The following is a 23,970-nucleotide window of genomic DNA, read 5'->3' as shown; positions in this document are numbered from 1 at the left end:
GCGAGCGGAATGCACGCGATGGTAGCGCCGGGCCATGCCCGGCGAGCGCGCAGCGCGGCGGTCAGGGCGTATCGGCCACCAGCGCCAGCCAGCGCTCGATGCCGCGACGGTCGCGCGCGGCCAGCAGCTTCGGAGCGCGGGCGCGCAGGGATGCCAGGTCGGCCTCGCGGATCGCGCGGCGGACTTCCAGCAGCGTGCCCGGATGCAGGCTGAACTCGGTCAGGCCCAGTGCCAGCAGCAGCGGCGCCATGCGTGCGTCCCCCGCGATCTCGCCGCACACCGCCACCGGCACACGATGGCGCGCGCCGGTCTCGATCACCATCTGCAGCAGGCGTAGTACCGCCGGGTGCAGCGGCGAGTAGAGTTCGCCCAGCGCCTCGTTGTTGCGGTCGGCCGCGAGCAGGTACTGCACCAGGTCATTGGTGCCGATCGACAGGAAGTCGACCAGGTCGATGAAGCTCTCCAGCGCAAGGGCAGCGGCGGGTACTTCGATCATCGCCCCCAGCGGCACGTGGTCGGCCACCATGTGCCCTTCCGCGCGCAGTTGTTCGGACAGCTTGAGCATGCGCCGGCGCACGGCCAGCAGCTCTTCGCGCGTGCTGATCATGGGCACCAGCACCCGCAGCTTGCCATAGGCCGAGGCGCGCAGAATCGCCCGCAGCTGGGTGTCGGCCACTTTCGGCCGTGCCAGCGACAGGCGCACGCCCCGCAGGCCAAGCGCCGGGTTCTCTTCGTTGCTCAAGGTCAGGCCGGTGCGATCCGCTTTGTCCGCCCCCAGATCGAGGGTGCGGATGGTCACCGGCCGCCCGCTCATGCCCAGCGCGGCGTCGCGGTAGGTCCGGAACTGTTCCTCCTCGTCCGGCAGCTCGTTGCGCTGCAGGAACAGGAATTCCGTGCGGTACAGACCCAGTCCCTGCGCGCCGAGGGCGTGGGCCTGGGTTACGTCCTCCAGCGATTCGGCGTTGGCCAGCAGGGCGATGTCGACCTGGTCGCGGGTACGGCTGGGTTTGCTGCGCAGGCGCCCGAGCTCCCGCTGCTCGCGGGCGTGTTCCTTCAGCCGTGCGCGATAGTCACGCAGGTTGTCGGCCTGCGGGTTGACGGTGATGCTGCCGTCGGCGCCATCGACGATCAGCACGTCGCCATCGGCAACGCGGCTGAGCAGCTGCGGAACGTTGACGATCAGGGGCAGGTGCAGACTGCGGGCGAGGATGGCGCTGTGCGACAGCGCGCTGCCGGCGGCGGTGACGATGCCCACGACGCCCTGTGCCTGCAGCTGTGCCAGCTCGGACGGCGCGATGTTGTCGCAGACCAGGATCTCGCCGGCCAGACCCTTCATCACCGGCGCGCGCTCCGGCTGCAGGAAGGCGTGAATACGGCCGATCACATGATCCAGGTCATCCATGCGGCTCTTCAGGTAGGCATCGTCCATGCCATCGAAGACCTTGGCCAGGCGGTCGCGCTGCAGGCGCAGGGCGTATCCGGCGCTGTACGGGCCGCTGCGGATCAGCTCATCCAGGCCGAACAGCAGCTCCGGGTCGTCCAGCAACAGCGCGTGCAGATCGAGGAATTCGCCTACTTCCTGGTTCAGTGCGCCATGCAGGCGCTGCCGAAGCTCATGCATCTCCGCGCGCGCGGCATCCACGGCGTGATGCAGGCGCGTCAGCTCGGTTTCGATCTGCTGCGGTGCCACGCGCTGTTCGGCAACGTCCAGCGCATGCGGCAGGCGCACGCGTGCACGTCCCATCGCCGAACCCCGCGCAGCGCCATGACCCGCCAGCAGCTGGACCGGCCGTTGGCCGGAAGGGATCTGGCCAGCGCGGGCGCGCGGCACGATCAGCTGTCCTCGTCGAAGCGGCGTTCGAACAGGTCGACCACCGCGTCCATCGCGGCGGCTTCGTCTTCGCCACTGATGCGCACGGTGACCGGGGTGCCCTGGCCGGCAGCGAGCAGCATCACGCCCATGATGCTCTTGGCGTTGATCTCGCGGCCCTTGGCAGCCATGGTCACGTTGCACCGGAACGGTGCCAGGGTCTGCACCAGCTTGGCGGTGGCCCGGGCATGCAGGCCCAGGCGGTTGCTGACGGTGAGTTCTCGTTCAAGCATCGTCGACTATCGCTCCATTACGGGTACCCGCCGCAGCGGTGGCGGGCAGTTGATCCAGTCCCTGTTCCGGATAATTCATCACCCGCAGCAACATCGGCAGGCTCAGCGCCGACACCCGGCGAACCGGGGTCCCCAGCCGGGCCAGCTGCCCGGCAAGGTTGGCGGGGCTGGCGCCGTACAGGTCGGTCAGGATCAGCACGCCTTCTCCACCATCTACCCGCCGCAGCGCGGCCGAGGCGAGGGGGAGCAGAGCATCCAGGTCTGCGTCGAACGGTACTTCGAAAGCTTCGGTCTTCAACGGCAGCTGCCGCAGGAGCCGGGTCGCCACGTCAAGCAGGGCGGCGCCGACCCCGGGATGTGTTACGAGGAGAATGCCACAGGTCATTACTGCACGTTAACAGGTCAAGGTGAATTGGCGATAGCCGCAGATGAGGGGCACTGTGTCCCGTATTCAGCGTCACCCGCCTGCTGGCCCATCCCGCCTCTCCGCGGGGCGGTCGGGCGCACCCCTGACGGGCCTCTCAATCCTGCTCGCGGTGATAGGTGGCCACGTCTTCCCAGCCCATTTCGCGGGCATGCCGGGCCATCCGTTCGGCCAGATAGACCGAGCGGTGCTTGCCGCCGGTGCAGCCGAAGGCCACGGTCACGTAGCTGCGTGTGCCGTCGCCCAGCTTCGGCAGCCAGGTGTCGAGAAACCCCATCAGCTGTGCGAGGTAGCACTGCACGTCCGGCTGGGCTTCCAGGTAGTCGCGCACGCCCGGCTCGCGGCCACTGAGCGCACGCAGCTCGGGATCCCAGTGCGGATTGGGCAGCACCCGCGCATCGAAGACGAAATCCGCTTCGGCCGGCACGCCACGCTTGTAGGCGAACGATTCGAACAGCAGCGACAGGCGGGTTGCGTGGTCCAGCGTGAACTCGGTGATGATCCGGCGGCGCAGCTGGTGCACGTTGAGCGCGCTGGTGTCGATGATCGCGTCGGCCTCCTGGCGCAGCGGTGCGATCAGTTCGCGCTCGCGGGCGATCGCTTCCGGCAACGACAGACCGAGCTGGCTGAGTGGATGGCGGCGACGGGTGTCGGCGTAGCGCTTGAGCACCGCCTCGTCGCTGGCTTCAAAGAACAGCACCTTGGTTTCCACGCCAGCATCGGTGGCCAGTTGCCGCCAGTTCGCCAGCTGGCTCAGGTCGGCCTGGCCGCGCACGTCGATGCCGACCGCCAGCCGGCGCGGAGCGGCGCCGTCATGGTGGGCCAGCAGGCTGCGCACGAAGTCCGGCAGCAGCTGGATCGGCAGGTTGTCCGAGCAGTAGTAGTCCTGGTCCTCGAACGTCTTCAGGGCGACGGATTTACCCGAGCCGGACAGGCCGCTGACGATGATCAGGGTCGGGGCGGTGGGGGCAGCGGTGCTCATGGACAGACTCTTCGAAGGCCAGGGAAATCAGGGTGTTCGCCGTTCCAGCAGGTTGCTGTGGCGCGCGATGAACATCGCAGCCGGGTCGATGCCCTTGGTCCGCAGGATATGCAGGCGGGTGGCCGCCTCGGTCAGCACGGCCAGGTTGCGGCCGGGCATCACCGGCAGCGTGATCAGCGGCACGTCCAGGTCCAGCACATGGCGGGTACCGGAATCGCCGGTCAGGCGTTCGTAGCCATGTGGAGTGGGCTCGGTCATCGGCTTGGTCAGGTGGACGATCAGCCGAAGGTACTTGTTCTTCTTTACAGCCGTGTCGCCGAACATCTCGCGCACGTTCAGCACGCCCAGGCCGCGTACTTCCAGCAGGTCCTGCAGCAGTTCCGGGCAGGTGCCGTCGAGCACGTCCGGCGCGATCTGGGTGAATTCAGGTGCATCATCGGCCACCAGGCGGTGGCCACGGCTGAGCAGTTCCAGCGCCAGCTCGCTCTTGCCCGACCCGGCTTCGCCGGTGATCAGCACGCCGATGGAGTAGATCTCCATGAACACGCCGTGCAGGATCACGCGCGGCGCCAGCGTGCGTGCCAGGTGGTAGGAAAGATGATTGAGCAGTTCGTGGCCGCGCTTGGGAGATACCCACAGCGGCGTGCCCGACTCATCGGCGGCCGCGCGCAGGTCTTCCGGACAGGGCTGGTTGCGGGTGATCACCAGCGCCAGCGGGTGCGACTGCATGAGCTTTTCGATCGTCTCCCAGCGCTGGCGCGGTTCCAGCGCGTCCAGCCAGGACAGTTCCTCGGTGCCCAGGATCTGCACCTTGTTGGGGTAGATCGCATTGAGGTAGCCCGCCAGCGAGGGCCGGCGGGAGACGGTGTTGCCGGCCTCGAGCTCGCGCTTCTCGCCGGATTTTCCCGCCACCCAGCGCAGGCCCAGGCGTTCGCGCTGCTGTTCGAACAGTTCGCGTGCGGTGATGCTGGTATTCATGCGGCACTCGCCGGGGGCGTGAGATCCAGGGCCTGACGCAGTGCCCGCGCGTCGCCGGCGGCGCGCAGCGCCTCACGGATGGCGGGGGCGGAGAACAGTTCGGCCAGTTCGGACAGCAGCATCAGGTGCTGATGGGTGTAGTGGGCCGGAACGGCCATCGCGAACACCAGGTCGACCGGCTCGTCGCCCCCGAAGTCGACGGGGGTCTCCAGTCGCAGCAGGGCGCCGCGTGGGCGGTCCAGGGTCGGCGCGCGGCCATGCGGGATGGCGATGCCGCAACCGATCGCGGTGCTGCCCAGCGCCTCACGCTGGCACAGGTTCAGATAGATCTGTTCGGCATTGGCCTGGCGGCAGGCCAGCAACCCGGCCGCGGCCTTGAGGACGCTGTCGCGGTCGGTGGCCGTGCAGAGCTGGGTCTGCACGGCCGCCAGGAGGTCAGTCAGGGGCATGTCTGCGGGGAACGGTGGCGATCAGCCGCCATTGTCACCCACCGGCAGCGGTGCGTGCTGCTGTTTTTTCTCCTTGTGCTTGATCACCAGGCGGTCAAGCTTGTCCGCCAGCAGGTCGATCGCGGCATACATGGTCTGGCCGCCGGCCTCGGCGTGCAGGGTCTGGCCGGGAATGTTGAGGCTGGCGTCGACGTGGTGTTCGGTCTTCTGCAGCTTGAGGGTCACCCGCGCTTCGCAGTGCTGGTCGAAGTGCTTTCCGATCCGGGCCAGCTTCTCCTCTACATAGGACTGCAGGGCCGGGGTGACTTCGACGTCTTTGCCAAACGTTTCGATGCGCATCGGGTTTCTCCTGTGTTCGGATGTGCCAATGAACCTCTCCGCCGGGCGCGGCGGTGCGTCAAGCGATTCTGACCCTTTCGTGCGAGGCGGAGATGTTCATGGCTTCACGATACTTCGCCACGGTGCGTCGCGCCACTGGAATTCCCGACGATTTGAGCAGGTCAGCCAGCTTGGCGTCAGAAAGGGGCTTGCGTGGGTTTTCGTCATCGATCAGGCGCCGGATCATCGCCTGGATGGCGGTGCTGGATGCCTCACCGCCGCCTTCGGTATCGATGCCCGATGCGAAGAAGGCGCGCAGCGGCAGGGTGCCGCGTGGGGTCCGGACATGCTTGCGGGCGATCGCCCGCGAAATGGTGGATTCGTGCAGGCCCAGTTCGGCGGCGATCTCACGCAGGGTGAGCGGGCGCAGTGCCTGTTCGCCGAACTCCAGGAAACCGGACTGCTGCAGGATCAGGCAGCGCACCACCCGCAGCAGGGTCTCGCCACGCTGCTGCAGGCCTTTCAGCAGCCAGCGCGCCTCCTGCAGCTGGGCGCGCAGGTAGCCGGCGTCGGCCTCACCGCAGCGGCGGATCATCTGTTCGTAACCGCGGTGGATGACTACCTTCGGCCCGGCGTGACCGGCCAGCGCGGCGCGCCACACGCCGTTCTGCCGCCAGACGACTACGTCCGGCACCACGTAGGTGTCCTGCGACAGCGGCGCGATCTGGGTGCCCGGGCGCGGGTCCAGTGACCGCAGCAGGGCCACGGCGGTCTCGACGTCGGCCAGGGGCTGCCGGAGTTCATGCGCCAGCCCGGCCACGCCGCTGCGCGGCAGCCGCTCCAGCGGCCCGGCAGCGACCTGTCGTGCCAGGCCGAGGCCCGGTGTGTCGGCCGCCAGTACGTCCAGTTGCAGCTGCAGGCATTCGCCCAGACTGCGTGCCGCTACTCCGACCGGATCGAAGCGCTGGATCTGGTGCAGTACGGTGAGGATCTCGTCCTCGCCGGCATGGATCGCCGGCAGCAGGGTCTCGGCGATGGTGGACAGCGGTTCGCGCAGGTAGCCATCGTCGTCCAGGGCGTCGATCAGGGCAGCCCCGATGCTGCGGTCGCGTGCGGACAGGTGCGACAGGTGCAGCTGCCACAGCAGGTGGTCGGCCAGGGTCTCGGTTTCGGCCACGCGTTCGGCGGCGCTGCCGCTGTCGTCATCGTCGTCGAAGCTGCCGCCACTGCCGGCGGTGCTCCAGTCCGGTTCGGCCGATGCCCAGTCGTCCTCCTGGCCGGCGTCGGCACGTTCGGGCGGGGCGTCATCGCCGTTGCCATCGTCGCCGGCAGCGGCATCGCTCTCGTTGCCTTCGGCCCAGTCCAGCAGCGGATTGCTCTCCACCGCCTGGGCGATCTCCAGTTCCAGCTCGGTGCTGGACATCTGCAGCAGCTTGATCGCCTGCTGCAGCTGGGGCGTGAGCACCAGCTGCTGTCCCAACGATGTCTGCAGCCGAGTCTTCATGCCTGTGCCGAAGAGGGGGAATGGAACCCGGCAGCTGCGGTCACAGCTTGAACGAGTCCCCAAGGTAGACGCGACGTACGTCGGCATTGTCCAGGATCGATTCCGGCGAACCCTGGGCCAGTACGGTGCCCTCGGCGAGGATATACGCGCGGTCGCAGATTCCCAAGGTCTCGCGCACGTTGTGGTCGGTGATCAGCACACCGATGCCACGCTGCTTGAGGTGGGTGACGATGCGCTGGATCTCGCCGACCGAGATCGGATCGACACCGGCAAACGGTTCGTCGAGCAGGATCAGCCGGGGCTGCGCCGCCAGCGCGCGGGCGATCTCGCAGCGGCGGCGCTCGCCGCCGGACAGGCTGGCGCCAAGCTGTTCGGACACATGCCCCAGCTGCAGTTCGTCCAGCAGGCTGTTCAACTCGCGCTCGCGGCCAGCCGAATCCAGATCCTCGCGCAGTTCCAGCACCAGGCGGATGTTGTCGGCCACGGTCAGCTTGCGGAACACCGAGGGCTCCTGCGGCAGGTAGCCCACGCCTTGTTTGGCACGGGTGTACATCGGATCGCCGGTGATGTCCTTGCCATCGAGCACGATGCTGCCGGCATCGGCGGCGACCAGGCCGACGATCATGTAGAAGCAGGTGGTCTTGCCGGCACCGTTGGGGCCGAGCAGGCCGACCACTTCGCCCGCTTCGAGGGTGAGCCCGAAGTCCTTGACGACCTCACGTTGCTTGTAGCGCTTGCGCAGGCCCTTGGCGACGAGCATTACTTGCGGCTCCCGGCCGGCTGCGCCGGCGTGGTGGTGGCGGCAGGCGTCTTGTTCTTGGGCGGGATCACGGTGCGCACGCGGCTGCCGTCGCCGCCGGAGTTCATCTCGCCGGTACGGGTGTTGTAGACCATGCGCTGGCCGGCGTTGGTACCGCGTGCGCTGGTGACCTTGTAGTTGCCGGTGAGGGTGATGATCTCGGTCTTGATGTCGTAGTCGATGCGGTCGGCGAGCGCATCCATCCAGGTGCCGTCATCGAGCTGCTGCTTCAACTTCGCCTGCTTGCCGGTGAACACCACGCGCACCGGGTCGCCGTCCTTGAGATAGATCTCCGCTTCGGACGAGCGCAGGTCCAGCGTGCCCTGGGTGATGATCACGCCCTGCGAAAATACGGTCTTGCCGTCGCCGGTGAGCATGCCGTTCTGTGCACCGGCATCGATGTTCATGGGCTCGTTGCGGTCGGTCGACTTCGCCTGCGCGAGGGCGGGGACAAGAAGACTGAGTGCGAGCATGGCTGCAAAGGGGATCTTCATCGGGGTCCGTTCTGCCGGTGGTGGCTGCCCGGTCAGGAGGGCAGCGGCGGGTGGGGGCTGCCGGCGCCGCGCCTGTCCAGGGACGTCGCGGGCCGGGCGGCGGAATCAGCGTCTGGGCGTGTAGCGACCCTTGGACTGGCTGAGGAAATGATACGTGTTGTTCTTCGAATCCACCTCGAACCCGACGCCGGACTGCTCCATGCCCGGGCGGGTCATGGTCACCAGGGCGTCGGTCCGGGCCCGGCTCTCCTTCGGGAACACGTCCAGGTGGTCGGTGCGGAAGGTGGTCGGCACGACGCCCGGGGCAGCCGGACTGTCGCCCGCCACCTTGCCGCGCAGCTTCAGTTCGTCACCCTTGGCACTCAGCCAGCCGGTCTCCGCGCGCAGGGTCCAGTGCCTGCCGTCCTTGTCGGGCATCTCGAACAGCGGCGTGGCGATGTTGATGGTCTGGTCACCGCGCTGCCGCTCCAGCCGCGGCGCGCGCAGGGTGGTCGATTCCTTGCCCTGCTCGTCCAGGGCGACGATCTGGAAGTCGTGCAGGATGTAATCCACGCCGACTTCCTGGCCGCTCTGGGCCGGGCCCTTGTCGCGGTTGCGCAGCGCGGCCCAACTGCTGAGCAGGGCCGCCAGCAGCAGGCCGATGCCGAGCACGGTGCGCCAGTTCACGGTCGGTGCGTTCATGCGCCGTACCTCGCCAGGACCGACGCGACATGACCCTGCGCGGCCAGCAGTACGTCGCACAGCTCACGCGCCGCGCCGCGCCCGCCTTCGGAACGGGTCTGCCAGTGCACGCGTTCGGCGATCCACGGATGGGCATTGGCCGGCGCCACGGCCAGGCCGACCGCACCCAGGGGCGCCAGATCGGGCAGGTCATCGCCGAGGAAGGCGACCTGTTCCAGACCGATGCCGCGCTGGGCACACAGGGCCTGCACGCTGGCCAGCTTGTCGCCCACGGCGATGTGGGTATCAATGCCGAGATCGGCACCGCGCCTGAGCGCGGACTGGCTGTTGCGCGCGGTGATCAGCACGGGGTGGATGCCGTGCTGCTGCAGCAGTTTCAGGCCCAGGCCATCCTGCACGAAATACGCCTTGCTCTCGTTGCCGTCCTGGTCGTAGTACAGCCGACCGTCAGTGAGGGTGCCGTCCACGTCGAAGCAGGCCATGCGGATCCGCGCCGCAGCGGCATGCAGGTGGGCAGGGAAGGCGGGCAGGGGGGACCAGGGCATCAGGACGTTGGACTCGATCAGGGCAGGTGTGGGGTTACAGACTGAATGGGGTCTACGGACTGTCGGTTAAACCACCCGGGCCCGCAACAGGTCATGAATGTTCAGGGCGCCGACGGCGCGGCCCTGGTCATCGACCACGATCAGCCCGTTGATCTGCTGGGTTTCCATCTGGCGGGCGGCCTCCACCGCCAGCTGGTCGGCTCCGATGGTGCGGGGGTTGCGCGTCATCACGTCGGCGATCTTTGCCGTGCGCACGTCCAGCGCACTGTCCAGCGCCCGGCGCAGGTCACCGTCGGTGAACAGGCCGATCAGCACGCCCTCGGCATCGACCACGGCGGTCATGCCCAGGCGCTTGCGGCTCATCTCCACCAGGGCCTCGCTGAGGCTGGCGCCGGCATCGACCTTGGGCAGATCGGCACCGGTATGCATGACGTCGGTGATATGCAGCAGCAGGCGGCGGCCGAGGCTGCCGGCCGGGTGCGAGCGGGCGAAATCGTCAGCGGTGAAGCCGCGCGCGTCCAGCAGGGCCACCGCCAGCGCGTCGCCCATCGCCAGCGAGGCGGTGGTGCTCGAGGTCGGAGCCAGCGCCAGCGGGCAGGCCTCGGCCGGCACGCTGACGTCCAGGTGGACGTCGGCGGCGGTCGCCAGGCTGGACTGCGGGCGGCCGGTCATGGAGATCAACACGTTGCCCTGGCGCTTGAGCACCGGCAGCAGCATCAGCACTTCGTCCGATTCGCCCGAATAGGACAGGGCCAGCACCACGTCGGCTTCGGTGATCATGCCCAGGTCGCCATGGCCGGCCTCGCCCGGGTGCACGTAGAACGCCGGGGTACCGGTGGACGCCAGGGTTGCGGCGATCTTGCGCGCCACATGGCCTGACTTGCCCATGCCGGTGGCGACCACCCGCCCGCGGCTGCCCAGGATCACCTGGCAGGCCCTCTGGAACGGCTCGCCCAGGCGCTCGGCGACCGCCTGCAGTGCCTGCTGCTCGATCTCGAACACGCGGCGGCCGCTGGCCACCAGGGCGGCCGGCTCGACGGAACGGGGGGGCGGGAGGGACTCGGCCATGCGGACGCCACGCAGCGGAAGTAGAATGAGGGTTCATTTTATTAGGAAAGCCCGTTGGACGCCGACACCATCCGCAACCTGATCGAAACCGGCCTGCCTGGCGCCCGCGCCGATGTGCGGGGCGACGATGGCGTGCATTTCGAAGCGACCGTGGTCTGCGACGCCTTTGCCGGCAAGATGCCGCTGGCACGCCACCGCATGGTCTATGCCACGCTGGGCGACCTGATGGGCGGCGCGATCCACGCGCTGGCGCTGAAAACCGTGACCCCGGCCGAAGCCGGCTGAACCGCAGAAGATCCCGAACCCCATGGCCAAGATCGTTGTGACCGGCGGCGCTGCGCTGCACGGTGAAGTGAGCATCTCCGGCGCCAAGAACGCCGTCCTCCCCATCCTCTGCGCGACCCTGCTGGCCGATGAGCCGGTGGAGATCACCAACGTGCCCCACCTGCACGATGTGGTCACCACGGTGAAGCTGCTGGGCGAACTGGGCGCCAAGGTCACCATCGACCAGGGCACGCTGTCGCGCGGCAGCGCGATCGTGGTCGACCCGCGTGCGGTGAACCAGCACGTGGCGCCGTACGAACTGGTCAAGACCATGCGTGCGTCGATCCTGGTGCTGGGTCCGCTGCTGGCCCGTTTCGGTGCGGCCGAAGTGTCGCTGCCCGGTGGCTGTGCCATCGGCTCGCGTCCGGTCGACCAGCACATCAAGGGCCTGCAGGCGCTTGGTGCCGACATCGTGGTCGAGAACGGATTCATCAAGGCTTCGGCCAAGCGCTTGAAGGGTGGCCACTTCACCTTCGACATGGTGAGCGTGACCGGTACCGAGAACGTGCTGATGGGCGCGGTGCTGGCCGAAGGCACCACCATCCTCGACAACTGCGCGATGGAGCCGGAAGTGACCGATCTGGCCCACTGCCTGATCGCTCTGGGCGCGAAGATCGAAGGCCTCGGCACCGCCCGCCTGGTGATCGAAGGCGTGGAGCGCCTCTCCGGTGGCCGTCATGAAGTGCTGCCCGACCGCATCGAGACCGGCACCTTCCTGGTGGCCGCCGCGATGACCGGCGGCAAGGTCACGGTCAACCGTGCACGTCCGAACACCATGGACGCGGTGCTGTCCAAGCTGGTCGAGGCGGGTGCCCGGATCGAGACCACCGAGGACAGCATCACCCTGGACATGCAGGGCAAGCGGCCGAAGGCGGTCAATCTGACCACCGCGCCGTATCCGGCATTCCCGACCGACATGCAGGCGCAGTTCATGGCGCTCAACTGCGTGGCCGACGGCGTCGGCGTGATCAACGAAACGATCTTCGAGAACCGTTTCATGCACGTCAACGAGCTGCTGCGCCTGGGCGCGGACATCCAGGTCGAAGGCCATACCGCGATCGTGCGTGGCAGCGAGCACCTGAGCGGCGCGCCGGTCATGGCCACCGACCTGCGTGCATCGGCATCGCTGATCCTGGCCGGCCTGATGGCCAGCGGCGATACCACCATCGATCGCATCTACCACCTTGATCGCGGCTACGAGAACATCGAAGAGAAGCTGTCTTCGCTCGGTGCCACCATCCGGCGCGTGTCATGATCCTTCGCGGAAAATTCAGCCCGCGTCGCAAGGCGCTGCTGGCGCTGGTGCTGATCGTGCTGGCGTGGCTGGGGTATGCCTGGTACGCCGATATCGCCATCACCCGCGGCATCGAGCAGAAGGACATGGACTGGAACGGTGACGGCACGGTGTCGCGTGACGAGATCATCCAGTCGTTCTATGCCGTGTCGGTGAACGACAGCCAGGAAGGCAACCGCCATTGCCGCACGTTCGTCTGGCGCGGAAGCGGCGAGCAGATCCGGGTGGACTGCCGCACCGAGTTCAAACCGGCCGAAGAGAAGAAATGAAAAACGCCCGCGCAAGCGGGCGTTTTCCTTGTGCGGGGCCGGGGTCAGAGCCCATCCCCGAGGGGATGGGATCCGACCCCCGGCACTCAGTTCATCGATCGGATGGTCAGGTCCAGCGCGTCGCGGCCGCTTTCCCGCTGCAGCATGCGCGCCGGCACCGGAAACTCCGGCACGATCCAGGCGATCAGCTCCTTGTTGCCGTCGGCACGCGACACCTTGGTCGCCTCGTAGCTCTTGCCGCCCACGGTGATCGATTCCTTGCCGATCACGCGGTAGGTCATGTTCTTGATCCGGCCCTCGTCGACCATGCGGTAGGTCAACGGCTTGCCGGCTGCCAGGTCGCGGGCGATGGCCAGATTGATCAGCAGCGCATCCATGTCGCCGGCCTTCAGGGCGATCGGTCCGGCGCGGTCCGGCTTGATGTCGCCGGTCCAGGTGGCCTGGTTGCTGGTCCAGTTGTAGTTGGCCTGCACGTTGCGCTTCTTCACCAGCAGCGCCGAGCGGTCCTGGCTGCTGAGCGGACGCAGCTGGCCGCGCACTTCCTCGAACACGGTGCTCTGGCTCAGGTCGGCCAGCTGGTTCTTCACCTGCAGGCTGTAGCGCCACTTGTTGCTGCCTTCACTGGCCAGCGTCATGGTGCCGTTGGCCTGCATGCCCATGTAGCTGGCCAGATAGTCGGCCTTGAACGGCTCCAGGGCCATCGCCGGCAGGCTGGCCATCGACAGGGTGGCAGCGGCGATCCACGTCAGGGGGCGGGACAGGGTGTTCATGCTCAGACTCCTTGGTATTCGATCAGGCGGAGATCGACGCGGTCTTCGCCATCTTCGCGTTGCAGGATGCGCACCGGGGTGGGGACACCGTTGGCGATCCAGAGAATGGTTTCGTTGTTGCCGCCGTTGCTGCGGTATACCCGCAGCGCGTTGTAGGACAGGTCGCCGACCTCGACGTTCTCGGTCTGCGGCGCGGCCTGGTAGTCGTGCTGGCGCACCTTGCCCATGTCGACGTAGCGGTAGTGCATGGCCACGCCCGGGCGGGCATCGCGCATGATCGCCAGGTTGATCAGCAGGGCGCTCTGATCGCCGGGCTGCAGCGGAATGGGCTGCGCGCGATCCTTTTTCACATCGCCGGTCCACTGCGCGGTGCCGGCCTGCCAGTTATAGGTGCCGACGGCCTTCTTGCCCAGGAACAGGCCCTTGCGCACCGTGCTCTGGCTCAGCGGCGCATAGACGCCGCCGCGCTCCTCGAACACGGTGCTCTGCTCGATGTTCAGGCCGAGCACGCTGGCAAAGCCGCGGCGGCCCACCACCTGCATGTCCACCCGCCACTGGTTGCCGCCGGTATGGGTGACCTGCATGGTGGCATCGCCGGCCTCCTTGCCCTTGTAGAACGCCTGGTAGGTCGCGGTGAACGGCTGCAGCGGCGGCGGTTCCCAGGCCAGCGCGGGCAGCATGGGCACGGCCGGCGCGGCCGGGGCCTGCGACGGAGCTGCCGGGTCGGCAGAGGGCTGTGCCTGGCCCCAGCCCACGCCAGGCAACACGGCAAGCGACAACAGCAGGGGCGTGCACAGCAGCGTCGTGGTCTTCATGGGGGACAGGGGCCGCAGGAGTGGGGCAGGATGCCAGCCCCGCAGTCAGCGGGGCGTGTGCAGAACGTTATCGGTTCAGGTTTCCGGCGGAATCTAGGGCCAGCGGCCTAAACAGGGGGTGACCGTCGAAGATCGCCTGTCCTTCCCGTTCAGCCAGCCGGCCATCGCACAGCAGCTGCAGGCTGGCGATCAGCAGCGGGTGTTCCACCGCCAGCACGCGCTCGGCAAGGGTCTGTGCATCGTCGCCTGCCAGCACCGGCACGCGCGCCTGCGCCAGCACCGTACCCGCGTCCAGCTCCGGCACCACCAGATGCACGCTTGCGCCATGCTCGGCATCGCCGGCTTCCAGCGCCCGGGCGTGCGTATGCAGGCCCTTGTACAGCGGCAGCAGCGACGGGTGGATGTTGACCAGGCGACCGTTGAAGCGCTGCACGAAGCCAGCGCCGAGAATGCGCATGTAGCCGGCGCAGACGATCCAGTCCGGAGCGGAGACGGCAACCGCATCTCCCAGGGCCAGCTCGTAGGCGGCACGATCGCTGAATTCCTTCGGTGCATGCGCCCAGCGCCGGGAAGGATCGACCCGCTGCAGGGCCGCGGCATCGGGTCGGTCGGAGAACACGCCCACCACCTCGGCCGGCAGGCGGCCCGACGCGATGGCATCCAGGATGGCCTGCAGGTTGCTGCCGCGCCCGGAGGCGAGCACGGCGATGCGGCGGGGTGCGTTCATTACCGGCAACCCAGGCGGTTCAAACGCTTGCCGACGGAGTGTCGAACACGGCTTTCACCTGGGGGCGGAGCAGGGCGATCAGGGTGAACACCCCCAGCACCGTGCCCACCGGGGTGAACAGGCAGGACAGGCCCGCCACCACCAGGCACAGCACGTAACGGCGGCGCTGCGCCAGGCAGCGCCCGGCGTAGGCGACGAAGGCCCCCAGGGTGACGCCGCCCACCACGATCACGCTGCCGATGATGGTGAACATCCAGCCGAACATCCGCTGCTCGGCGGGCGATGAGGGCTGCCCCTCCGAGCTCAGCGGCAATGCCCCGGTCAGGGCGCTCACGCCCAGCACGATGTGGATGATGAAGATCAGCGAGAACAGTGCGATGAGCGCACCGACCACATAGTGTCCGATGGACAGCGCCCGCAGATGGCTGGCGTCCTGCGGGCCGAATACGGGTGCCGTCAGCAGCGGCGGCGGCACCGGGTTCGAGGGGGATGGGGGCATTGCGTCCATGCGGGCTCCTCTGCAGGGGTCAGGCGATGCGGACGCGCTCGGCGCCTTCGGTGGTGACGACCTGGCCGATGGTCCAGTGATCCAGGCCCTGGGCCGTGACCGCGGCGGACACCGCCTCGACCTGGTCCGGCGCGACGATCAGCACGAAGCCGATGCCGCAGTTGAACGTGCGCCACATTTCGCTGTCGGCGACCGCGCCTTCCTTCTGCAGCCACTGGAACACCGGCGGCAGCGCCCACGAGGCCGCCTGGATGTCCAGGCCGAGGCCGTCCGGGACCACCCGGATGATGTTCTCGGTCAGTCCGCCACCGGTGATGTGGGCCATGCCGTGGATGGCATCGCCATGCGACTTCAGCAGCGACAGGATCGGCTTGACGTACAACCGGGTCGGGGCCATCAGCGCGTCGACCAGCTTCACGCCGCCTTCCAGCTCAAGATCGGCCGGACGCCCGGCGCGGTCGTAGATGCGGCGGACCAGCGAGTAGCCATTGGAGTGCGGGCCGGACGAGGCGATGCCGATCAGCACATCGCCGGCCGCCACGCTGGCGCCATCCTTCAGTTCGCTCTTTTCCACCGCGGCCACGGTGAAGCCGGCCAGATCGTACTCGCCCGGGGCATACATGTCGGGCATTTCAGCGGTCTCGCCGCCGATCAGTGCGCAGCCGGCCTCGGTGCAGCCGTTGGCGATGCCGCCCACGACCGCCGCGGCGGTATCCACGTCCAGCTTGCCGGTGGCGAAGTAGTCCAGGAAGAACAGCGGCTCGGCGCCCTGCACCAGCACGTCGTTCACGCACATCGCGACCAGATCGATGCCGATCGTATCGTGGCGGTTCAGCTGGTGGGCCAGCTTCAGCTTGGTGCCGACACCGTCGGTACCCGACACCAGCACCGGTTCGCGGTACTTGTTGGACAGGTCGAACAGGGCGCCGAAACCGCCCAGGCCGCCCATCACTTCCGGACGGAAGCTGCGCTTGACCAGGGGCTTGATCCGCTCGACCAGCTCGTTGCCGGCGTCGATGTCGACGCCCGCGTCACGGTAGGTGAGGGGGGAGGGGGCGGAAGACGGGGTGTTGGTCACGGGCGTCGGCGCTGGCAGGGGTTGAACGGGCGATTTTAACAGGCCGCATTGGCGCACAGGCCGTATTCGGGCAACAATTCCCCCCGGATACGTCGAGCCAATGGATGTCCTGATGCGCCGCAGCCTGATTCTCACCCTGCTTCTTGCGTTGAGCCTGCCGGTGGCCACGATGGCCCAGAGCGGCCTGCGCACCGAGGGGGATGTCGCCACCGCCAGTGGGGCCTACGAGGCCGAAGTGCCGGTCAACAGCCAGGCCGAGGCCGACCGCAATGGCGGGCTGGCACGCGCCCTGAGCGTCGTGCTGGGCAAGCTGTCGGGCGACCGCAGCGTGATGTCCCGGCCCGGCGTGGTGCAGGCCCTGCGCAATGCCAAGGATTACGTGGCCAGCTACGACTACAAGCAGGACCAGAGCGTCAGCGCCAGCGGTGCGCCCAGTTTCCGCACCCTGCTGGTGGCCCGTTTCCGCGAGGACGACGTCGATTCGCTGGTCGCCGCGCTGGGCCTGCCGCTGTGGCCGCAGCCCCGACCGAAGCCGGTGCTGTGGCTGGCCGTCGATGACGGCAGCGGCCCGCGCCTGGTCAGCGTGCAGCAGGCCAATGCCGCGCGCCCGCTGCTGAACCGCGCCATCGAGCGCGGCTACAAGCTGGGCCTGCCCAGTGGGGGCGCTGCCGAACAGGCGCTGGCCGGTGCCATCTGGCGCCAGGACAGCGCCGCCGTGGCCCGCGCCTCTTCGCGCTACTCGCCGCCGATGCAGCTGATCGGCAAGCTCTACCGTGCCAATGGCGGCTGGCAGGCGGACTGGGTGTTCGTCGACGATGGCCGTGAACTGAACAGATGGACCAGCAAGGACGCCAACGCCATGCGCGCGATGGCCGCGGGCGCCGACGGCGCGGCCGACGCGCTGGTCAAGCGTTATGCCAAGGCGGGTGTGGCCACCGGCCAGGCGGGCAGCTACCGGGTGGTGGTCACCGGCATCAACAGTGCCGATGACTACCTGCGACTGGCCGCGGGCCTGCGCGACGTGCCGGTGGTGCGCAATGTCACCCCGCTGCATGCCAGCGCGGGCCGGCTGGAGCTGACCGTGGAAATGACCACCGGCCTGGCCGGCTTCAACCGCATGCTGGGTGACAGCGGCGTGCTGGTTCCAAACGCCCCGCTGCCTGCCCTTCCGACACCGATCGATGACACCACCGGCGTGCCGGTGCAGGCGCCGGTCAGCAACGAGTACCGACTGCGATGACCCTGACGCCGGAAGCTGAAATCGCGCAGTTCCTGCGCCGGGTCAAATACATCCTGCTTGCCGGCCTGATCGGCTGGATCGTGTGGCTGCTGGCGCCGATCCTGACGCCATTCGTGCTGGCGCTGGCGCTGGCCTGGCTGGGTGATCCGCTGGTGGACCGCATCGAGGCCACCGGGCGCTCGCGCATGACCGGCGTGGTGCTGGTGTTCGTGGCCATGGTGCTGGTGATCGTCGCCGCGCTGCTGGTGCTGGTGCCGATGATCGAAAAGCAGATCACCACCCTGGTGGCGGCCGTGCCGCAGGCGCAGGCCTGGCTGATGCAGACCGGCATTCCGTGGTTCGAGCAGAAGACCGGCCTGGAGGTGATGCAGTGGCTGGACCCGGATCGCCTGATCGAATGGGTGCGCAGCCATTGGCAGCAGGCGGGCGGCTTCGCCAAGACCTTCATGGGATATGTCTCGCGCTCGGGCTTCACGATGGTGACCTGGGTGGTCAACATCCTGCTGCTGCCGATCCTGGCGTTCTACTTCCTGCGCGACTGGGACAAGCTGGTGGAGCGCGTCGCCTCGGTCATTCCGCGCAACCACATCGGCACCATCACGGCGCTGGCGCGCGAATCCAACGAGGTGCTGGGGGCCTTCATCCGCGGCCAGTTCCTGGTGATGCTGGCACTGGGCGTGATCTATGCCGGCGGCCTGTCGCTGGTGGGGCTGAAGCTGGGGCTGCTGATCGGCATGATCGCGGGCCTGATCAGCTTCATTCCGTACCTGGGCGCGACCACCGGCATCCTGATGGCGATCATCGCCGCGCTGGTGCAGGCGCAGGGCTTCGACCTGAAACTGCTGATACTGGTCGGTGTGGTGTTCACGGTCGGCCAGTTGCTGGAGAGCTATGTACTGACGCCGCGCATCGTCGGCGACAAGATCGGCCTGCATCCGGTGGCGGTGATCTTCGCGGTGATGGCCGGCGGCCAGCTGTTCGGCTTCCTCGGCATGCTGCTGGCGCTGCCGGTGGCTGCCGTGTCCAACGTGCTGCTGCGCTATGCGCACCAGCGCTATCGGCAGAGCGATCTTTACGCGGGTGAGAAATCGGCGATCGTGCTTGACGGTGTGGTCGAGCCGCCCCACATCATCCTCGACACGAACGACAAGGGCCCCGACCTGAAGTGATGGGTGTGCCGCAACTGCCGCTGGCCCTGCACTACCCGCGGGACCAGCGCCTGGAGACCTTCATCGGCGCACCGGATGGTGCGCTGGCGCAGCTGCGCGCGATCGCGGTCGGTGCCAGCCACGACTGGGTCTACCTGGAAGGCGCGGCAGGCACGGGCAAGACGCATCAGGCGCTGGCGATGTGTTCCAGCGCCGAGCAGGCCGGGCGGCTGCCGACCTATGTGCCGCTGGCCAGTGCGGCCGGCCGTGTGCGTGCAGCGCTGGAGGGGCTGGAGGCGCGCGAGCTGGTCGCGCTGGACGGACTGGACGAGATTGCCGGCAACCGCGAGGACGAGATTGCCCTGTTCGATTTCCATAACCGTGCGCGCGCTGCCGGCGTGACCGTGCTCTACACGGCGCAGAAGGCGCCGGGCGAACTCGGACTGGTGCTGCCGGACCTGCGCTCGCGGCTGGGCCAGTGCGTGCGGGTGCTGTTGCAGCCGCTGGACGAGGAAGGACGCGCGGCGGTGCTGCGCGAGCGCGCGCTGCGACGGGGGCTGGCCATCGACGAGGCGGCGATCGAGTGGCTGCTGTCGCACACCGGGCGCGAGCTGGGCGGGCTGATCACGTTGCTGGACTGGCTGGACCGCGAATCGCTGGCGGCCAAGCGTCGGATCACCGTGCCGTTCCTGCGCCAGGTGCTGGAAGAAGGCCGTCCTCGCTACTGAGGTTGGGGTTTGTTTTGCAGGGCTGCCGCCCTGCACCCGCCGAAGCCAGAGCAACGTCAACGTCAAACGCGGGCTTCCTGAGGGGAGGCGGGGTGGCTCAGGTTGCGGGGGACGGCGCAAGCAGGTTCCCGCAATCTGCCGGGACTGCGTACTGCACTGTTGTTGGTGGGTGTCGACCTTGGTCGACACGGTAGATCCACGCGTAGCGTGGATGCGCTTTCGCTTCGCGAGCGAAGCGACCCGCTTCTGCTTTTCTTTCTTTCTTCCGTGGCTGGACGCGCAAGGAAACTGTCAGAGGCCGGGCGGGTGGGCCATGCAGGGGCGTTGGCGCCATGGATGGCGCCATCGAGCTTACAGGGACGTACTTGCAGCGTCCCCTGCATGGCCCACCCGCCCGGCCGAACACGGCTTTTGATTGGAGCGACCAACCACGAGGGGCTCAGCCGTTCGCCGCCAACTCAACATCCAGCGCGCGCAGGCGATCCACCGTGCCGACGTCGGTCCAGCGCCCGCGATGGTGCTGCCCCGTCATCAACCCCTGCGCCATGAAATGCTTCTGCAGTGGCACCACCGAGAACTTCGGCGGCAGCCGCTCGCTGCCCGGCGCATCGCCAATCACCGCGCGCCAGTCGGCCACGATTGAAGGGCGGTACACGCCGATGCCGGCATAGGTCAGGCACGTCCCTTCGCGGTCGTGGTGCAGCAGGCCCTGTGTGTCCAGCCGGTAATCACCGTGCGGATGCTGCGTGGGGTTGTCGACCAGCACCAGATGCGCCTGGCCCCGCGGCTCGCGCGGTAGTGTGGCGAAATCGAAATCGGTCCAGATGTCGCCGTTGACCACCAGGAACGGATCCTCACCCAGTGCCGGCAGGGCATTGAGAATGCCTCCGCCGGTCTCCAGCGGGGTATCGCCTTCATGCATGAAGTGCAGGCGCACACCCCATCGGCTGCCATCGCCAAGCATCGCCGGGAATTGTTCCGCCAGCCATGCGGTATTGACCACGATATCGCGCACGCCGCAGGCGGCCAGGCGCTCCAGGTGCCAGACGATCAGCGGCTTGCCGGCCACTGCGAGCAGCGGCTTGGGTGTGTGCAGGGTCAGCGGGCGCATGCGTTCGCCCAGGCCGGCGGCGAAGATCAGCGCCTTCATCGGGCCACGCGCATCGGTGTGCCGAGCTCGGCCAGCGCCGGCTTGATGCGTGTGTCCAGCAGCTGCCGCAGGGGGGCCAGCTCGCGGTAGCGCGGCAGTACTTCGTCCAGATAGGTGATGAAGCGCGGCGCATCGTCCAGGTAATGACCCTTGTTGTCGCGGTAACGCAGGCGGCAGAACAGGCCCAGGATCTTCACGTGGCGCTGGATGCCCATCCAGTCCGCGTCACGCAGGAAGGTCGCACGGTCGGGCACCGGCAGGCCCGCAGCGTGCGCGCGCGCGTGGTACTGCGCGAGCCACTCGTCCACGCGCTGCAGCGGCCAGCTCAGGAACGCGTCCTTGAACAGGCTCACGGCATCGTAGGCGATCGGGCCCCGCACCAGGTCCTGGAAATCCAGCACGGCCGGACCGTCGGCAACGGGCATCAGATTGCGGGGCATGTAGTCGCGGTGGGTCATCAGCTGCGCCTGGCCCAGTGCGTTGTCCATCAACCGGCGATGGACGAGCTGCAGGCCCTCGATTTCGCCGCAGTCCAGCTGCAGGTTGAGATGGCGCTGCAGAAACCATTCGTCGAACAGGCCGGCATCGCGCTGCAGCAGGGCTTCGCCGAACTGGCCGAAGTCGGCCGGCACCGGGATCGCCTGCAGGCGCAGCAGCTGATCGATGGCGCGGCCGAACCATTCGTCGGCGTTGCGCTCGTCGAGGATTCTCGCCAGGGTCGGACCGCCGAGATCCTCCAGCAGCAGGAAGCCGGCGTCCAGATCCTGCGCAAGCAGGGCCGGCACACGCAGGCCGTGGTCGTGCAGCAGGCCGCGCATGCGCAGCCAGGGACGGGGGTCTTCCAGTCCCGGCGGAGCATCCATCACGATGTGGCTGCCGCGTGTACCGGTGACGCGCCAGTAGCTGCGCATGCCCGCATCGACCGAGGCACGTTCAACCACGGCCTCTGCATCGCCAAGCTGGACACGGGCCCACTGCAGTCGCTGCGCGCTGCGCTGGGGATCGGAGGCGGGTTCGGTCATGCGGGCATATCCGGGCGCGCGGGGCGCGCCGACGTCGGGGACAGGAAGGGAAAGGCGGGGCCGTTTCAGCGGCGACCGCTGAACAGGCGCAGGATCGCCAGCACGGCCACCGCGCCGACCACGGCACCGAGGAACCCAGCCGGTTCGCCCGGGGCGTACCAGCCCATGTACTGACCAAACCAGCCGGCCAGCAGGGCACCGAGGATGCCCAGCACGATGGTCAGCAGGCAGCCCATGCGGTTGTTGCCCGGCATGAAGAAGCGCCCGAGCAGGCCGACGAAGAAGCCGACCAGCAGGATGTACAGCCAGCTGCTGCTGCCGAACAGACCATTCATGCGTGTGCGTTCCGCTTGAGAAGAACGCAGCCTAGCAAGGCCGGGCTGCGTCCGTCACGGTGTGCCGGATCAGCAGCAGCCGTGGTCGCCATGGCGCGTGCCGCTGTCGGCGGCCACCGGCGAACCACTGGTCTCGCCACGCAGGCTGGCGGCGTAGTGCTCGCTGATCACCTTGGACACGCAGGCGGTGACCTTCTTGCCCATCGGAATGTGCAGGAACTCGTTCGGGCCGTGCGCGTTCGAGTGCGGGCCAAGCACGCCGGTGATCATGAACTGGGCACCGGGGAACTTCTCGCCCAGCATGCCCATGAACGGAATCGAGCCGCCTTCGCCCATGTACATCGCCGGCTTGCCGAAGAAGGTCTGGCTGGCTTCGTCGATGGCCCGGGTCAGCCACGGCGCCATGGCCGGGGCATTCCAGCCGGTGGAGGCCTTTTCCAGATCCAGGGTGACCTGCGCGCCGTTCGGCGGATCGCGCAGCAGCGCTTCTTTCAGCAGTTCGCCGCAGGTCTTGCCATCGGCGGTGGGCGGCAGGCGCAGCGACAGCTTCACCGAGGTCTGCGGGCGCAGCACGTTGCCGGCCGATTCCAGCGACGGCATGCCGCCGATTCCGGTGACCGACAACGCCGGACGCCAGGTGCGGTTGAGCACCAGCTCGGTGAGGTCTTCGTTCATCGGGCGCAGGCCATCGACCAGCGGGAACTTCTCGAAGATGGCCGTATCGACCACTTCGGCGGCACGCTTGGCCTGTTCCTGGCGCTCGGCCGGGATTTCCACGTTCATGCCGTCGATCAGGATGCGGCCGGTGTCTTGGTCCTCAATGCGCGACAGCAGCTGGCGCAGCAGGCGGAAGCTGGACGGCACCACGCCGGAGGCATCCCCGGAATGCACGCCTTCGTTGAGCACCTTGACGGTGAAGTTGCCCCCGGTGAGGCCGCGCAGCGACGTGGTGCACCACAGCTGGTCGTAGTTGGCGCAGCCCGAATCCAGGCAGACCACCAGCGACGGCTTGCCGATGCGGTCGGCCAGATGATCCACGTAGGCGGGCAGGTCGTAGCTGCCGGACTCTTCACAGGCTTCAATCAGGACCACGCAGCGCGCGTGCGGCAGGCCCTGGGCCTGCAGGGCCAGCACGGCGGCCAGCGAACCGAAGATCGCGTAGCCATCGTCGGCGCCGCCGCGTCCATAGAGCTTGTCGCCACGCAGAACCGGGGTCCACGGGCCCAGGTCGTCGTCCCAGCCGGTCATTTCCGGCTGCTTGTCCAGGTGCCCGTAGAGCAGGATGGTGTCGTCGCCGGTTTCCGGGCCGGTGGCGGGAATTTCCAGAAGAATCAGCGGGGTACGGCCTTCCAGGCGCACCACTTCGACCTTCAGGCCCGGCAGCTCCTGTGCCTTGGCCCAGGTCTCCATCAGGGTGACCGCCTGTTCCATGTAGCCGTTCTGCACCCAATTGGCGTCGAACATCGGCGACTTGTTGGGAATGCGGATGTAGTCGACCAACTGCGGGACGATTTCGCTGTCCCACTTGTCATTCACGAATTGGCCGAGCTTGGCGCTGTCCATCTGAAACTCCGGTTGCATGGCTGATCCGGCCATTCTACGCCTGCGCCGGGGGTAGGGTTTTTCCTACATCACGTCGGGTATTTGGCTGGCTTTTAGAAATCCACGAAACCGATAGTCTGTGTGTATGTGGTGACGGACACTGTTCCTACCGACGGGATTGCCGGTCGGGGCGGCCAGAACCACAAGGAGTTATACGTCGTGCCTTGGTTAGTCGTGTTGAGGGCACTGGTACTGGCAATGGGGATCGCAGGGGCGCATGCCGCCGAACCGATCGACATCAACCGGGCCGATGTCCAGGCGCTGCAGCAGGGATTGACGATGGTCGGAGCCAGGAAGGCTGCGGCGATCGTCGAGCACCGGCGCAGACACGGGCCCTTCAAGCGCGTCGAGGATCTGACGCAGGTGAAGGGGATAGGGACAGTGATCGTCGAACGGAATCGACAGCGGATCACCGTAGGCGACAGGCTGTTGCCCGCGGATCCGGTACCCGGATCGGTACCGGTGCGGACCGTACCAAGGCGTTGACAACAGGAATCGTCGGGACCCGCAGGAGGCCGGTCCACCGGGCACCGCCAGGGAGGCTGTGTTCACCGACCGTCGCAGGATGCGGCACCAATCACCAGGATGGTGGCATCACAGACCTGTGGAAGGGGC

At 67.6% G+C, this 23,970-nt stretch carries 29 protein-coding genes; 7 read left to right on the top strand and 22 right to left on the bottom strand.

Annotated features, from left to right (window positions below):
• Positions 1–61: 61 nt before the first annotated feature.
• From ptsP to ACVOKU_RS05500, 13 genes are all read right to left on the bottom strand, one after another.
• Positions 62–1,831 (bottom strand): phosphoenolpyruvate--protein phosphotransferase, encoded by a 1,770-nt coding sequence (gene ptsP, locus ACVOKU_RS05560; protein ID WP_481559350.1) that lies wholly within the window; start codon positions 1,829–1,831, stop codon positions 62–64.
• 2 nt (positions 1,832–1,833) lie between these two features.
• The gene (locus ACVOKU_RS05555) at positions 1,834–2,103 is read right to left on the bottom strand and encodes an HPr family phosphocarrier protein (protein ID WP_053519412.1); all 270 of its coding nucleotides are present in this window, start codon (positions 2,101–2,103) and stop codon (positions 1,834–1,836) included.
• Positions 2,096–2,488 carry a PTS sugar transporter subunit IIA gene (locus ACVOKU_RS05550; RefSeq protein WP_053519413.1) on the bottom strand — a complete coding sequence of 131 codons (393 nt, stop codon included), beginning with the start codon at positions 2,486–2,488 and terminating at the stop codon, positions 2,096–2,098. Before ACVOKU_RS05550 ends, ACVOKU_RS05555 begins: the two co-directional genes overlap by 8 nt.
• Positions 2,489–2,624: 136 nt before the next feature.
• Positions 2,625–3,509 carry an RNase adapter RapZ gene (rapZ, locus tag ACVOKU_RS05545; RefSeq protein ID WP_053519414.1) on the bottom strand — a complete coding sequence of 295 codons (885 nt, stop codon included), beginning with the start codon at positions 3,507–3,509 and terminating at the stop codon, positions 2,625–2,627.
• 27 nt (positions 3,510–3,536) lie between these two features.
• Positions 3,537–4,487: an HPr(Ser) kinase/phosphatase gene (gene hprK / locus ACVOKU_RS05540; protein ID WP_053519415.1), complete on the bottom strand. Its 951-nt coding sequence runs from the start codon at positions 4,485–4,487 to the stop codon at positions 3,537–3,539.
• Entirely contained in the window at positions 4,484–4,936 is a 453-nt protein-coding gene (locus ACVOKU_RS05535) for a PTS sugar transporter subunit IIA (protein WP_053519416.1), read from the bottom strand. Before ACVOKU_RS05535 ends, hprK begins: the two co-directional genes overlap by 4 nt.
• A 21-nt stretch (positions 4,937–4,957) precedes the next feature.
• On the bottom strand, positions 4,958–5,275 hold the full coding sequence (hpf, locus tag ACVOKU_RS05530; RefSeq protein WP_005415556.1) for a ribosome hibernation-promoting factor, HPF/YfiA family: 318 nt from the start codon (positions 5,273–5,275) through the stop codon (positions 4,958–4,960).
• 58 nt (positions 5,276–5,333) lie between these two features.
• Positions 5,334–6,758: an RNA polymerase factor sigma-54 gene (locus ACVOKU_RS05525; RefSeq protein ID WP_481559349.1), complete on the bottom strand. Its 1,425-nt coding sequence runs from the start codon at positions 6,756–6,758 to the stop codon at positions 5,334–5,336.
• A 40-nt stretch (positions 6,759–6,798) separates the two neighbouring features.
• On the bottom strand, positions 6,799–7,518 hold the full coding sequence (gene lptB, locus ACVOKU_RS05520; RefSeq protein WP_053519418.1) for an LPS export ABC transporter ATP-binding protein: 720 nt from the start codon (positions 7,516–7,518) through the stop codon (positions 6,799–6,801).
• The gene (gene lptA / locus ACVOKU_RS05515; RefSeq protein WP_481559348.1) at positions 7,518–8,051 is read right to left on the bottom strand and encodes a lipopolysaccharide transport periplasmic protein LptA; all 534 of its coding nucleotides are present in this window, start codon (positions 8,049–8,051) and stop codon (positions 7,518–7,520) included. The genes lptB and lptA overlap by 1 nt, the downstream gene beginning before the upstream one ends.
• Positions 8,052–8,156: 105 nt before the next feature.
• Complete coding sequence (gene lptC / locus ACVOKU_RS05510; RefSeq protein ID WP_053519420.1) at positions 8,157–8,732, bottom strand: LPS export ABC transporter periplasmic protein LptC; 576 nt, start codon at positions 8,730–8,732, stop codon at positions 8,157–8,159.
• Complete coding sequence (locus ACVOKU_RS05505) at positions 8,729–9,277, bottom strand: KdsC family phosphatase (RefSeq protein ID WP_053519421.1); 549 nt, start codon at positions 9,275–9,277, stop codon at positions 8,729–8,731. Before ACVOKU_RS05505 ends, lptC begins: the two co-directional genes overlap by 4 nt.
• Positions 9,278–9,343: 66 nt before the next feature.
• Complete coding sequence (locus ACVOKU_RS05500; RefSeq protein ID WP_481559347.1) at positions 9,344–10,345, bottom strand: KpsF/GutQ family sugar-phosphate isomerase; 1,002 nt, start codon at positions 10,343–10,345, stop codon at positions 9,344–9,346.
• Between the two features lie 54 nt (positions 10,346–10,399).
• Between ACVOKU_RS05500 and ACVOKU_RS05495 the strand changes: the two genes are divergently transcribed.
• From ACVOKU_RS05495 to ACVOKU_RS05485, 3 genes are read left to right on the top strand one after another with little or no spacing between them, the layout of a single operon-like run.
• A complete protein-coding gene (locus ACVOKU_RS05495) occupies positions 10,400–10,630 on the top strand; it encodes a BolA family protein (protein ID WP_053519423.1) in 231 nt (76 codons plus the stop codon).
• A gap of 22 nt (positions 10,631–10,652) precedes the next feature.
• Complete coding sequence (gene murA / locus ACVOKU_RS05490; RefSeq protein ID WP_481559346.1) at positions 10,653–11,924, top strand: UDP-N-acetylglucosamine 1-carboxyvinyltransferase; 1,272 nt, start codon at positions 10,653–10,655, stop codon at positions 11,922–11,924.
• Entirely contained in the window at positions 11,921–12,232 is a 312-nt protein-coding gene (locus ACVOKU_RS05485) for a hypothetical protein (RefSeq protein WP_053519425.1), read from the top strand. Before murA ends, ACVOKU_RS05485 begins: the two co-directional genes overlap by 4 nt.
• Before the next feature lie 86 nt (positions 12,233–12,318).
• Here ACVOKU_RS05485 and ACVOKU_RS05480 read toward each other — a convergent pair whose 3' ends face one another.
• The 5 genes from ACVOKU_RS05480 to purM form a co-directional block, all read right to left on the bottom strand.
• Positions 12,319–13,002, bottom strand: a complete 684-nt coding sequence (locus ACVOKU_RS05480; RefSeq protein ID WP_053519426.1) for a DUF3108 domain-containing protein — start codon at positions 13,000–13,002, stop codon at positions 12,319–12,321.
• 2 nt (positions 13,003–13,004) lie between these two features.
• The gene (locus ACVOKU_RS05475) at positions 13,005–13,817 is read right to left on the bottom strand and encodes a DUF3108 domain-containing protein (protein ID WP_481559345.1); all 813 of its coding nucleotides are present in this window, start codon (positions 13,815–13,817) and stop codon (positions 13,005–13,007) included.
• A 67-nt stretch (positions 13,818–13,884) separates the two neighbouring features.
• The gene (purN, locus tag ACVOKU_RS05470; protein WP_481559344.1) at positions 13,885–14,544 is read right to left on the bottom strand and encodes a phosphoribosylglycinamide formyltransferase; all 660 of its coding nucleotides are present in this window, start codon (positions 14,542–14,544) and stop codon (positions 13,885–13,887) included.
• A 19-nt stretch (positions 14,545–14,563) separates the two neighbouring features.
• Positions 14,564–15,052 carry a hypothetical protein gene (locus ACVOKU_RS05465; RefSeq protein WP_053519429.1) on the bottom strand — a complete coding sequence of 163 codons (489 nt, stop codon included), beginning with the start codon at positions 15,050–15,052 and terminating at the stop codon, positions 14,564–14,566.
• A gap of 19 nt (positions 15,053–15,071) precedes the next feature.
• Complete coding sequence (gene purM / locus ACVOKU_RS05460) at positions 15,072–16,130, bottom strand: phosphoribosylformylglycinamidine cyclo-ligase (protein WP_481559343.1); 1,059 nt, start codon at positions 16,128–16,130, stop codon at positions 15,072–15,074.
• 112 nt (positions 16,131–16,242) lie between these two features.
• Here purM and ACVOKU_RS05455 point away from each other — a divergent pair, with 112 nt between their 5' ends.
• Genes ACVOKU_RS05455 through hda form a run of 3 tightly spaced genes read left to right on the top strand, consistent with a single transcriptional unit; the run spans position 16,243 to position 19,246 of the window.
• Complete coding sequence (locus ACVOKU_RS05455) at positions 16,243–17,370, top strand: DUF2066 domain-containing protein (RefSeq protein WP_227255408.1); 1,128 nt, start codon at positions 16,243–16,245, stop codon at positions 17,368–17,370.
• A complete protein-coding gene (locus ACVOKU_RS05450) occupies positions 17,367–18,539 on the top strand; it encodes an AI-2E family transporter (protein WP_065174539.1) in 1,173 nt (390 codons plus the stop codon). The genes ACVOKU_RS05455 and ACVOKU_RS05450 overlap by 4 nt, the downstream gene beginning before the upstream one ends.
• The gene (gene hda, locus ACVOKU_RS05445; protein WP_053519433.1) at positions 18,539–19,246 is read left to right on the top strand and encodes a DnaA regulatory inactivator Hda; all 708 of its coding nucleotides are present in this window, start codon (positions 18,539–18,541) and stop codon (positions 19,244–19,246) included. The genes ACVOKU_RS05450 and hda overlap by 1 nt, the downstream gene beginning before the upstream one ends.
• 439 nt (positions 19,247–19,685) lie before the next feature.
• Here the strand turns inward: hda and murU are convergent, their stop codons facing one another.
• From murU to ACVOKU_RS05425, 4 genes are all read right to left on the bottom strand, one after another.
• Positions 19,686–20,396, bottom strand: a complete 711-nt coding sequence (gene murU / locus ACVOKU_RS05440; RefSeq protein WP_481559342.1) for an N-acetylmuramate alpha-1-phosphate uridylyltransferase MurU — start codon at positions 20,394–20,396, stop codon at positions 19,686–19,688.
• The gene (locus ACVOKU_RS05435; RefSeq protein ID WP_481559341.1) at positions 20,393–21,418 is read right to left on the bottom strand and encodes an aminoglycoside phosphotransferase family protein; all 1,026 of its coding nucleotides are present in this window, start codon (positions 21,416–21,418) and stop codon (positions 20,393–20,395) included. The genes murU and ACVOKU_RS05435 overlap by 4 nt, the downstream gene beginning before the upstream one ends.
• Positions 21,419–21,483: 65 nt before the next feature.
• Complete coding sequence (locus tag ACVOKU_RS05430) at positions 21,484–21,753, bottom strand: GlsB/YeaQ/YmgE family stress response membrane protein (RefSeq protein ID WP_053516629.1); 270 nt, start codon at positions 21,751–21,753, stop codon at positions 21,484–21,486.
• Positions 21,754–21,822: 69 nt separating this feature from the next.
• The gene (locus ACVOKU_RS05425; protein ID WP_481559400.1) at positions 21,823–23,316 is read right to left on the bottom strand and encodes a M20 family metallopeptidase; all 1,494 of its coding nucleotides are present in this window, start codon (positions 23,314–23,316) and stop codon (positions 21,823–21,825) included.
• Between the two features lie 198 nt (positions 23,317–23,514).
• Between ACVOKU_RS05425 and ACVOKU_RS05420 the strand changes: the two genes are divergently transcribed.
• Complete coding sequence (locus ACVOKU_RS05420) at positions 23,515–23,841, top strand: ComEA family DNA-binding protein (RefSeq protein WP_229765793.1); 327 nt, start codon at positions 23,515–23,517, stop codon at positions 23,839–23,841.
• Positions 23,842–23,970 lie beyond the last annotated feature (129 nt).

Source organism: Stenotrophomonas sp. STEN147 (assembly GCF_056757995.1).
This window is presented reverse-complemented; position numbering and strand designations above follow the sequence as displayed.